The sequence below is a fragment of the Winogradskyella sp. genome, assembly GCF_016744625.1.
Taxonomy (GTDB): domain Bacteria; phylum Bacteroidota; class Bacteroidia; order Flavobacteriales; family Flavobacteriaceae; genus Winogradskyella.
Map to the genome: position 1 here is coordinate 1 of NZ_JADGDZ010000041.1, position 11,171 is coordinate 11,171.

The following is an 11,171-nucleotide window of genomic DNA, read 5'->3' on the forward strand; positions in this document are numbered from 1 at the left end:
GCATAAAACACTACCGAAAATGTAATTGTTCCTACTAAATACAAATAAAAATAACCAATAATATAGGCTGAATAGATTAATACATTCGCTACAAAAACGGCAATTAACCAAACCTCGGAAGTCGTACACCTAGATTGTTTACTAATAAGTTTCTTAAAAATATCTTTTAAAACAAAGCCTGAAAAGATTAAATAAATTGCCCAAACCGCATAGATGAAATTGACTAAATACTGATGCCAAAAATCTATACTGGTTCTATATGGTTTTAAAATTCCTGTTAAAATAATAGCTATAGCAAGAATTGCAAAATGTATTTTCCACGATTTCGGAATAATTTTTCTGTTTTCTACTGAAGACTTTAAATAATAAAACAACGAAATTCCTATTAAAAAACAAGCAGATAAACCGATTTGAGAAATCAATAAATCTCGATTAGCCATCTCTGTAAAGATGATATAAACAGATTTCCCTATTCTTAAGCTCAGCATTAATAGTAGAAGTCCAAAAAATAAATTTTGAACACGCTTCTGCTTACTGAAAAACAGAAAATAAAAACTCGCTATAAATCCGTTAAATACTCCAATGGAGCATAAAAAAAACAATAAAGGGTTTTCGAATGTCATAAAGATTACACCTTTTTTATCACATTAGTCACAATTCCCCAAATAAGAAAGTTGTTGTCTTCCGTAATTTTTATAATAGGATAATCTGGGTTTTCGGGTTGAAGCCATACTTCTCCATCAGAAACTCTAAGGCGTTTTACCGTAAACTCTCCATCTAAGAAACAGACTGCAATTTTGTTGTTTTCAGGCTCTAGACTTCTGTCTATAACTAGTAAATCATTGTTATCTAATCCTGCTCCAATCATAGATTGCCCACTTACTCTTGCATAAAATGTAGCTTCTTTGTTCTTTACCAACTCATCATCTAAAGACAAGCGTTCTTCTTTAAAGTCTTCTGCTGGTGATGGAAAACCTGCAGAAATACCTGTGTCAAAAAAGTTTGTACCAGTACCTTCTATGGCTTCTGGAACGAAAAATGCTAAACTTGAAGATTTGTGTGCTATCATTTTACAGTAATAATATCGTTAATATTTGTGGTATATCTTGGGGACAAACGCTCTTGACGCATTTTCCAGGTGCGTTCTAAATCTTGATTTCCTAATTTAATTTTATAACCCTTGTACTTTTTATTTATTGTGTCTATTGCAGACATTAAAGGCTTGTGCTTAGGATCTTCTTTATTAAACAAATCTAATTGAAAATTATCTGTTGGTACTATACCTGTAACAATAACTCCTGCCCTTTTATATTTAATTCCTGATTTATAAATTAATTTTACAGCTTTTACGGCTTGTGTACTAATTAACAAAGAAGAATCTGTAGGGTACGGAAAACTCACCATGGTGCTTCCTCTATGTTGTTCTAAATCTTTTTTATGCCTATCGCTGCTCAGCATTACAATAACCATATGACAACTAGAACCTTGTTTACGTAACTTCTCAGCACAACTTGTAGCAAATGTAGAAATCCGTTCTTTTATATTATCAATGTCTGAGTACGTATATTCAAAACTTCGCGTAGTAGCAATGGCACGTTTTGTTTTAGGTTCATCTAAATGAATTTTAGAGACTCCTTCTAAGTCTTTTTTTAGTTTCCATTCTGTAATCGAAAATGTTTTACGTACCCAATCATCATTGAGCTGTGTAAAATCATAAGCTGTTTTACAACCTTTAGCTTTTAATCGTTTTTGTAAGCCTCGACCTATTCCCCAAACATCTTTAAGTTTAATCCATTTTAAAGCTTTAACTCTAGATTCGTCTGAATTTATAACATAAACACCTTTTGTTTCTTTAGGAAATTTTCGTGCAATTTTATTAGCGACTTTAGTCAATGCTTTTGTTGGAGCTATACCAACACAAGTTGGAATACCTGTCCATTTTAGGGTACGCTTCCTTATTTGATTTCCGTAGTCTTCAAAATCATAATTTTCAAACCCTTTAAACTGAAGAAAAGCTTCATCTATGCTATAAATTTCAACATCTGGAGTAAACTGTTCTAGTATTCTCATAACACGGCTACTCATATCACCATATAAGGGATAGTTAGATGACAGTACTTTAATATTATTTGCTTTACAAAAACCCTCCCATTTAAAAATTGGAGCACCAAAAGGAAGTTCTAGGACTTTTGCTTCATCACTCATAGAAATAACGCAACCGTCATTATTACTTAAAATAGCAACTGGTTGTCCTTCTAAATTTGGGTTAAAAACCCGCTCACAAGACGTATAAAAATTATTACAATCTACTAAGGCATACATAGACTATAAAGATAGTAATTTTAGTCTTCGACGTACTCTAAAATATCACTAGGCTGGCAATCTAAAGCTTTACATATAGCCTCTAAAGTAGAAAACCTCATCGCTTTAGCTTTACCAGATTTTAAAATTGACATATTTGCTGGAGTAATACCAATAATCTCAGCGAGTTCTTTACTTTTCATCCCTCGCTTAACTAACATTATGTCTAAGTTTACTACTATTGGCATAAAACTATATGGTTAATTCGTTATCCTCTTCGGCTTGTTTTCCTTTTTCAAAGATTTCGGCTAAAATATAAAAAGCCAATCCTGCAGGAATTAAAAAGGTGAATTCTGCTTTTAACTCGTCGAAGAAATCAAAGGTAGATTCACCAATTGAAGCTAAAAGAAACCTTAATATCAATACACTCACTGTGTAACTAATAAAAATATTTCCAATCTTTTTAAAGTATATAATATTCTTATCACTAAAATAATTACCCCTTTCAATCTCTTTTAGAATGGATAAGAAATAACTAAAACCATAAATAAGATACCCTCTCCAAAAGAAAAGACCAGCACTTATAGCATAGTAACTCCATTCAATAGCGTTTTTTGAGGTAAACCAAGATTCATTTTTATCTGCAGTCTTTGCCCAATTTGTAAATTTTTCAAATTGGTTAAAATCAAACTCACGCATATCATTAAGCAATACTGAAACGGCTCCTAATAATATGCCATAAGTTATATAAGTTAATAATTTTGTATTGTCTTTCATAGTTATATGGTTAAGTCATTTTCAGATTGAATTTCAGCAGCACGTTTAAATAGTGATGCAATTATAAAAACAACTCCTGCCATAAATATATATGCTGATGAATCAATATTTATTGAAGTAAAAAATATCTTAGACCTCAACCATGTGATGTATGAGTTGGCAGCAACACCTACAAGGCCAACACTAAGTGACACATAACTGATCTTAAAAATTAAATCTACTATAGATTTTGCAAATGGCTTTTGAAAATTAAGGTTTTTGAAAATTTTAATAAGTAAGTAGAAAATATAAGTCTTTAAGCATGTTATTAAGATTAAAAATAATACCGTAAATGTATAATGATTAACACTAAAATCATACAGGTTAGAAAAATCCATTCCCATATATAAATTCTCTGTTGCACTCTTATTTACAAATAGGCTTAGGATAGCAACAAAAATTATAGATCCTGCTTTAATACATAGACCTATAAAAACAATCCATGAGACAACATTCATAATGCTAAAAATTCGATTTGTTTTCATTTTATTATTGTTTAACGATAACAAATGTAATAAAATTATTGACAAACAATAATTTTTTATTAAAAAAAGATAATTTATAGTCTCATAGCAGTTTGTATCTTTGACTCGTGCTACCAAAAAAATTACATAAAAAACTAGGCAGTCGAAAAGAAAACAATGCGTTTCGGCAACTAGGTACAACTACTAATCTGATAGATTTTTCATCTAATGATTATTTAGGGTTTTCAAAATCTGAAACTATTTTTAATAAAGCACATCAATATATAATAGATAAGAAGCTTAAACAAAATGGGGCTACTGGTTCACGTTTACTTTCTGGAAATCATTCATTGTATACTAAAGTAGAAAATCAACTATCAACAATTCATAAAAGCGAAGCTGCTATAATTTTTAATTCAGGATACAATGCTAACATAGGTCTATTGTCTTCCGTACCTCAGCGAGGCGATGTTGTGTTTTATGACGAATTTGCTCATGCCTCAATAAGAGATGGCATAAACATGAGCAATGCTAAAAACTATAAGTTTAGACATAATGATTTAAACCATTTAGAAGAGAAATGTCAGATAGAGCGTAGCAAAAATCAGAAAGACATTGAAATATACATCGTTACCGAATCCGTTTTTTCAATGGATGGAGATTCACCAGATCTCCTAAAACTCACCCAACTTTGTGCAACTTATAATGCACACTTAATTATTGACGAAGCCCATGCATTAGGTGTTTTTGAAAATGGTTTAGTACAGGAATATAATCTTGAGAATGAAATTTTTGCAAGAATCATAACTTTTGGAAAAGGCTTGGGCTGCCATGGTGCAGCAATTTTAGGTTCACAAAGTTTAAAAAGTTATCTGACTAATTTTTCGCGATCTTTCATTTATACAACTGCCTTACCTCCGCATACTTTAGCAACAATAACAATGGCTTATGAAGAATTGACTAGCACAAATCAAATTAAAATATTAGAACAAACCATTGCCTTTTTCATATCAGAGATGAAGTGTTTAAAACTTCAAGATAAATTTATAAAAAGTGAATCTGCGATACATTGCTGTATAATTTCTGGAAATGACAAAGTGAAATCTGTTGCTCAAAAACTTCAAAATAAAGGATTTAATGTAAAACCAATTTTATCACCAACAGTGCCTAAAAATGAAGAACGACTAAGGTTTTGTTTACATAGTTACAATTCTAAAGACGAAATAACAAAAGTCTTGCAGTTACTTGCTACTTTTGTATAAAGTCAATTAATCTATATGATCGATCATTATACAATCTTAGCTAATTTTCCTTATTCAACTGAGGCTCAGATTACAAAATCTAAACTAGATGCTGAAGGTATTCGTACCATGCTATTAGACGAAAAAACTGTAGACTCAGATCCCTTAATTAGTCAAGCCATTGGTGGTGTAAAACTATTGGTTCATAATGATAATTTAAAAGAAGCTATAGCCATTTACAATCAAATAAGAGCTTACGAAAAAGACGAACAAGGCAACGCTATTGTTTGTGTAAATTGTGAGTCCACAAAAACTTTAATTGCTGAACCTTCACGGAAAAATATATTCTATATGCTTTTTCCTTTTTTCGAAAAAAGAAAATACCGCTGTAACGTTTGTAATACTATCTTTCAATGAACACCTACTTTGTAACAGGCATTTCAACAGACGTTGGCAAAACCATCGCTTCAGCTATTTTAGTTGAAGCTTTAGAAGCAGACTATCATAAACCTGTCCAAGCTGGCGAATTAGACAATTGTGACACCAAAAAGGTACAAAGTTTAGTTTCAAATTCTAAATCGGTTTTTCATCCTAACAGCTTTGCTTTGCAAACACCAATGAGTCCTCATGGAGCTGCAGAATTAGATGGATTAACCATTGATTTAAAACAAATAAAACGTCCTCCAACTAAAAATCATTTAGTCATTGAAGGAGCTGGTGGATTGATGGTGCCTCTAAATGATTCTGAAACAGTTTTAGATCTCATTCAGCCAAAAGATAAAGTCATTATAGTATCTCGTCATTATTTAGGAAGTATTAACCACACACTTTTAACCATAAACACATTAAAAGCTAAAGGTTTTAATGTGGCTTTAATTTATAGTGGAGATGAACACAAATCCACAGAATCTATAATTGAGAAAATGACTGGAGTTAAAATTATTGGTAGAATAAATGACGAGCCTTATTTTGATCGTAACGTTATTGCCGAGTATGCAGAATTATTCAGGAAAAACCTAAATTAGCAAATATTCAAGTCTCAAATCAATGCTTAGAATTGAACATTGAAATGCAGAATATAAAAATTAAATCGTTAAGAATTTTTGAAGCCTTGGAAAAAATTTAGATTTTATTTTTGGTTCGTTTTGTATCAAGACAAAATGAACTTTAAAAAAATAGATTCCTGCCTTCGCAGGAATGACAAAAAAGAGTAACTAACATTAATAAAATTCCTGCTTTCGCAGGAAGTGAACATGAGCTTAAAAGAAAGAGATAAAAAACATCTGTGGCATCCATTAACACAGCATCAACTACATCCAGAAAGTGTTGCCATTATAAAAGCTGAAGCTTGCACACTACACGATGAAGATGGTAATACATACATAGATGCGATTGCATCTTGGTACACCTGTATGTATGGTCATTGTAATTCTTATATTACTAGTCGTGTTTACAAACAAATGACGACATTAGATCAAGTTGTTTTTAGTAGCCTAACTCACGAACCAGCAATAAAATTATCAGAAACTTTAATTGACATATTACCTAATAACCAAGAAAAGATTTTCTTTAGTGATAATGGTTCTACTTCGGTTGAAGTCGGAATTAAAATGGCATTACAATATCATTTTAATCATAATGAAAAACGAAATGTATTAATTGCATTCGAAGATGGATTTCATGGAGATACTTTTGGTGCGATGAGTGTTTCGGGTTTATCTGTTTATAACGGTCCATTTGAAGATTTCTTTATTGAAGTGAAACGAATACCTACACCAAACGGAACTAATCATAATGACATTTTAGAGCAATTAAAATCAATTTCAAAAGATAATACTATTGCAGCTTTTGTATACGAACCTTTAGTGCAAGGTGCTGCAGCAATGAAAATGCATAATACTGAGGGCTTAGACTCCATTTTAGAATTTTGTAAATCTCAAAATATTATAACTGTTGCTGACGAAGTAATGACTGGCTTTGGTAAAACAGGAAAACACTTTGCATCGCTTCACCTCAACAATCAACCAGATATTATATGTTTAAGTAAGGCCTTAACCGTAGGTTTATTACCAATGGCCATTACAAGTTGTTCTCAAAATATTTATGATGCTTTTTTAAGTAAGGATATTACAAAAGGTTTTTTTCATGGTCACACCTACTCTGCTAATCCATTAGCTTGTACTGCTGCTTTAGCCGGAATTGAATTATTGACTTCTAATGAAATTCAAAATAATATATCTAGAATAACCAGCTCTCATAAAGCTTTTGGTGAGCGTATTAAAGCACATTCGAAAGTAGAATCTGTTCGTCAATTAGGAATCATTTTTGCATTAGATCTCAATATAAAAATGGAACGTTATGGCAATCTACGAGATCAACTCTTTAAATTCTTTATGGATAATGGTCTCTTTCTAAGACCACTTGGTAACACCATTTATATTTTAGCTCCTTATGTAATTACTGATTCTGAATTAGAAAAAATCTATTCAACAATTGAAGCTGCTTTAGATACTTTTTAAGTGATAACCATTACTTTTGCTGTAAAGAAATTTTCTATTGAACCAACCCATTTCCATAACGGCTATTTCATCGATTTCTCCTCTAGGTTTTAATAAAAAAATCATTTGGAACAATTATAAGTCTAAGTCTCATTTTTTTAGCCAAAAAGATGGAGCATTTGTTGCTGAATTACCGCTCGAAGCCAAAAAAGAAATTGATAAGCTACGACATTCTAATCACAAGTATAAACAACTAGATGACTCCGTTTTATTCGGTATTTTTTCAGCTAGAGAAGCTATTAAAGAAGCTGGATGGAAATCTTCTGATAATTTCGGAATCAATATAGGTTCTTCACGAGGAGCAACAGGTTTATTCGAAAAATACTTTGAAAGTTTTTTAGATAAAACCAAAGCTGAAACCTTAAGTTCCCCAACAACAACATTAGGTAATATATCATCTTGGATTGCACACGATTTGCAAACTAAAGGTCCTGAAGTATCACATTCCATAACCTGCTCGACCGCATTGCATGCTATACTTAATGGAATCGCTTGGTTAAATTCTGGTATGTGCGACAAATTTTTAGTTGGTGGTAGTGAAGCACCATTAACGCCTTTTACGATTGCACAAATGCAAGCTTTAAAAATCTATGCCAGAAAAAATGATGAATTTCCTTGTAGAGCATTAGATTTCAAAAAGATTGAAAACACTATGATTTTGAGTGAAGCAGCTGCAACAGCTTGCTTAGAAATAGGAAAAACAGAAAACGCTTTAGCCATTATTGAAGGTGTTGGTTACGGCACAGAACTCTTAGAACATAATGCCTCGCTTTCTACAAATGCAGATTGTTTTCAACGATCAATGACAATGGCTTTGGGTGATACAAATGCAGATGAAATCGACATTATAGTAACACATACTCCTGGCACAATTAAAGGAGATTTGGCAGAATACAATGCAATAAAGAAGATTTTTTGTAACAAAATTCCTTCATTGACTACTAATAAGATACAAGTTGGTCACAGTTTAGGAGCATCCGGATTGCTCAGCATAGAAATGGCCATACTAATGCTTAACCATCAAACATTTATTGACATTCCATATTTGGAGCAATCGCATCCAAAAAAGATTTCAAGAATTATGATTAATGCCGTCGGTTTTGGTGGTAATGCAGTCTCGATAATACTTTCAAAATAAGATTAAATAATCTTACAAATGAATGTATCTTTATTAACGCTTATTAAATCTTGAAGTTATGGCTGAATGGTTCTCAAATTTAGAATTTTTACCAAAAGTATATTGGCTAGTTGCTATTATTGGCTCTCTGATTTTCTCAATTGTCATGATTATGGCATTTATAGGAGGAGATGCTGATGACCTTGAAGATATTGACTCTGATATGGATGCAGGTGCTGGATTTCAATTCATCTCTTTTAAAAATCTAGTTGGCTTTTTTACCATTTTTGGCTGGAGTGGTATTGCTTGCATCGATGCTGGTCTTTCAACTCCATTAACCATAATTATTTCAGTTATTTCTGGATTATTAATGATGGTGATTATGGCAACACTATTCTACTTTATTAGCAAATTAACAGATAGTGGGACTTTAAATTATAAAAATGCTATTGATGCTGTAGGTGAAGTTTATTTAACTATTGGAGCAGATCGCTCTAGAATGGGTAAAGTAAGCATTAGTGTGCAAGGTACTATGCGAGAGCTTGATGCACTTACAGATTCGTTAACAGAATTAAAATCTGGAACCATTATAAAAGTCGTCGATGTGACTTCTAACGGCATTCTCATCGTTGACCAAACACGAAAACCAATTCAACCTTCTCTCACAGAAAATGAACAACTACAAGAAGGCAAAAACCATTTACTAAGCAACGATTAAACTCAAAATAACTCAATACTAACCTTTAAAATTTACGATATGAAATTACTAAGCATACAAGATGGTATTAACATGGAAGGCATAGGAGGTCCTATGCTATTAATATTCGTCGCCCTATTTATTGTATTAACCTTAATCATCCTTATAAAACGTTACAAACGTTGTCCGTCAGATAGAATATTAGTTGTCTATGGAAAAGTTGGAGGTGGTCAATCTGCCAAGTGTATTCATGGTGGTGCAGCATTTATAATGCCTGTGATTCAAGATTATGAATTCTTAGATTTAACTCCAATTTCTATTGAAGTAAATCTTGTTAACGCATTATCTAAACAAAACATTCGTGTTAATGTACCATCTCGATTTACTATTGGTATTTCTACTGAGCCAGGTATTATGCAAAATGCAGCTGAGCGTTTATTAGGATTAGGTCAAAATGAAATTCAAGAATTAGCACAAGAAATTATTTTTGGTCAATTACGTTTAGTTGTGGCTTCGATGGATATTGAAGAAATTAATAATGATCGTGATAAATTCTTAACTAATATCTCACAGAGTGTAGAAACCGAATTAAAGAAGGTAGGTCTTAAATTAATCAACGTAAACATAACAGATATTGTTGATGAGTCTGGCTATATCGAAGCACTTGGTAAAGAAGCTGCTGCTCATGCAATTAATGCAGCTCGTAAATCGGTTGCAGAGAAAACCAGAGATGGATCTATTGGTGAAGCCAATGCTGTACAAGATGAAAGAACCCAAGTCGCTGCTGCAAATGCACAAGCGGTAGAGGGTGAAAACTCGGCTAAAATCTCGGTAGCAAATTCAGATTCTTTACGTCGTCAGCGCGAAGCTGAAGCAGAACGTGTAGCTATTGCTTCTGAAAAAGTTCAAACAGCTAAAGCGTTAGAAGAGTCTTACGCTGCAGAACAACATGCTGAGATTGCCAGAGCTGAACGTGAGCGTTCTTCTCAAATGGCTGATATTATTGTACCTGCTGAAATTGACAAACGTAAAGTTGAAATTGATGCTGAAGCTGAAGCTGAAAGAATCAGAAGACGTGCAAAAGGTGAAGCAGATGCGATACTTTTTAAAGCGCAAGCAGAAGCACAAGGACAATTTGAAGTTTTAACAAAACAAGCAGCTGGTTTACAAGAAATTGTAAAAGCTGCTGGAAATAATAGTAGAGATGCTGTATTGTTATTGATTGCAGATAAATTACCTGAATTGGTGCAGATACAATCTGATGCTATTAAAAATATCAAAATAGATAAGGTTACTGTTTGGGATAATGGAGGAAACGGTGAGGACGGAAAATCGTCAACTGCTAATTTCTTATCTGGCATGTACAAATCTGTACCACCTTTACAAGAAATGTTTAATATGGCTGGCATGGATTTACCTGAATATTTAAAAGGTAAAGACAAAAAAGAGATTGAAGCAGATGATGCTGAAATTGATAATTCTGAAGAGAAATAATAGAAGAAAAAAGTCCACTTAAATTTAGAGTGGACTTTTTATATTTATGTAATTATGGGTAATTTTATTTTCAAAAGAAAGCTTCCTATTTGGAAATTAATTTTAGGCTGTTCTGCTCTAATTCTTGGAATCGTTTCACTATTTACAAGTTTTAAAGGTTTCATTTTAATTGGTATCGGGATTTTTCTTCTTTTAATTGAAGGTTCAGAATTTGACTTTAAAAACCAAAAGTATAGAGAGATAAAATCCGTTTTAGGAATCTCTTTCGGGAAATGGAAATCCATTCCTGATATAGAATACATTTCCATTTTTAGAACTAATGAAACTACAACTTTAAGATCTAGAACTGCTGAAGCTAACGTTTCAAATGAAATCATTAAACTCAATTTATTCTATAATTCTAATCAAAAAATTGAAGCTTACAATACTTATAATTTAGATGATGCTTTTATAAAAGCTAAAGAAATAGGATTACTATTAAAT

General features: G+C 32.2%; 13 protein-coding genes and 1 pseudogene. 8 read left to right on the forward strand and 6 right to left on the reverse strand.

Annotated features, from left to right (window positions below; translation table 11 throughout):
* The 6 genes and pseudogenes from QZZ53_RS09835 to QZZ53_RS09860 all read right to left on the reverse strand — a co-directional run.
* Positions 1-623 (reverse strand): annotated as a pseudogene (locus tag QZZ53_RS09835) (hypothetical protein); the annotation flags it as partial.
* Positions 624-628: 5 nt separating this feature from the next.
* Positions 629-1,069, reverse strand: coding sequence for a translesion error-prone DNA polymerase V autoproteolytic subunit (umuD, locus tag QZZ53_RS09840; RefSeq protein WP_296384092.1), 441 nt, complete (start codon positions 1,067-1,069; stop codon positions 629-631).
* On the reverse strand, positions 1,066-2,322 hold the full coding sequence (locus QZZ53_RS09845; protein ID WP_296384094.1) for a Y-family DNA polymerase: 1,257 nt from the start codon (positions 2,320-2,322) through the stop codon (positions 1,066-1,068). Before QZZ53_RS09845 ends, umuD begins: the two co-directional genes overlap by 4 nt.
* 20 nt (positions 2,323-2,342) lie before the next feature.
* Positions 2,343-2,549, reverse strand: coding sequence for a helix-turn-helix transcriptional regulator (locus tag QZZ53_RS09850; RefSeq protein ID WP_296384095.1), 207 nt, complete (start codon positions 2,547-2,549; stop codon positions 2,343-2,345).
* 4 nt (positions 2,550-2,553) lie between these two features.
* Positions 2,554-3,078, reverse strand: coding sequence for a DUF2975 domain-containing protein (locus QZZ53_RS09855; RefSeq protein ID WP_296384097.1), 525 nt, complete (start codon positions 3,076-3,078; stop codon positions 2,554-2,556).
* A gap of 2 nt (positions 3,079-3,080) precedes the next feature.
* Complete coding sequence (locus tag QZZ53_RS09860; protein ID WP_296384099.1) at positions 3,081-3,602, reverse strand: DUF2975 domain-containing protein; 522 nt, start codon at positions 3,600-3,602, stop codon at positions 3,081-3,083.
* A gap of 107 nt (positions 3,603-3,709) precedes the next feature.
* On the opposite strand from QZZ53_RS09860, the gene QZZ53_RS09865 reads away from it, so the two are divergent.
* From QZZ53_RS09865 to QZZ53_RS09900, 8 genes are all read left to right on the forward strand, one after another.
* On the forward strand, positions 3,710-4,843 hold the full coding sequence (locus QZZ53_RS09865) for a pyridoxal phosphate-dependent aminotransferase family protein (protein WP_296384101.1): 1,134 nt from the start codon (positions 3,710-3,712) through the stop codon (positions 4,841-4,843).
* Between the two features lie 15 nt (positions 4,844-4,858).
* Complete coding sequence (locus QZZ53_RS09870) at positions 4,859-5,239, forward strand: DUF2007 domain-containing protein (RefSeq protein WP_296384102.1); 381 nt, start codon at positions 4,859-4,861, stop codon at positions 5,237-5,239.
* Positions 5,236-5,847 (forward strand): dethiobiotin synthase, encoded by a 612-nt coding sequence (gene bioD / locus QZZ53_RS09875; RefSeq protein WP_296384105.1) that lies wholly within the window; start codon positions 5,236-5,238, stop codon positions 5,845-5,847. The genes QZZ53_RS09870 and bioD overlap by 4 nt, the downstream gene beginning before the upstream one ends.
* A gap of 228 nt (positions 5,848-6,075) precedes the next feature.
* Positions 6,076-7,341, forward strand: coding sequence for an adenosylmethionine--8-amino-7-oxononanoate transaminase (gene bioA / locus QZZ53_RS09880; protein ID WP_296384107.1), 1,266 nt, complete (start codon positions 6,076-6,078; stop codon positions 7,339-7,341).
* A gap of 37 nt (positions 7,342-7,378) precedes the next feature.
* Positions 7,379-8,518, forward strand: a complete 1,140-nt coding sequence (locus tag QZZ53_RS09885; RefSeq protein ID WP_296384108.1) for a beta-ketoacyl synthase N-terminal-like domain-containing protein — start codon at positions 7,379-7,381, stop codon at positions 8,516-8,518.
* A 58-nt stretch (positions 8,519-8,576) separates the two neighbouring features.
* Complete coding sequence (locus tag QZZ53_RS09890; RefSeq protein ID WP_296384110.1) at positions 8,577-9,215, forward strand: hypothetical protein; 639 nt, start codon at positions 8,577-8,579, stop codon at positions 9,213-9,215.
* 39 nt (positions 9,216-9,254) lie between these two features.
* Positions 9,255-10,688 carry a flotillin family protein gene (locus QZZ53_RS09895; protein WP_296384112.1) on the forward strand — a complete coding sequence of 478 codons (1,434 nt, stop codon included), beginning with the start codon at positions 9,255-9,257 and terminating at the stop codon, positions 10,686-10,688.
* Between the two features lie 54 nt (positions 10,689-10,742).
* The coding region (locus tag QZZ53_RS09900) for a hypothetical protein (protein WP_296384114.1) at positions 10,743-11,171 on the forward strand (429 nt) is incomplete at its 3' end.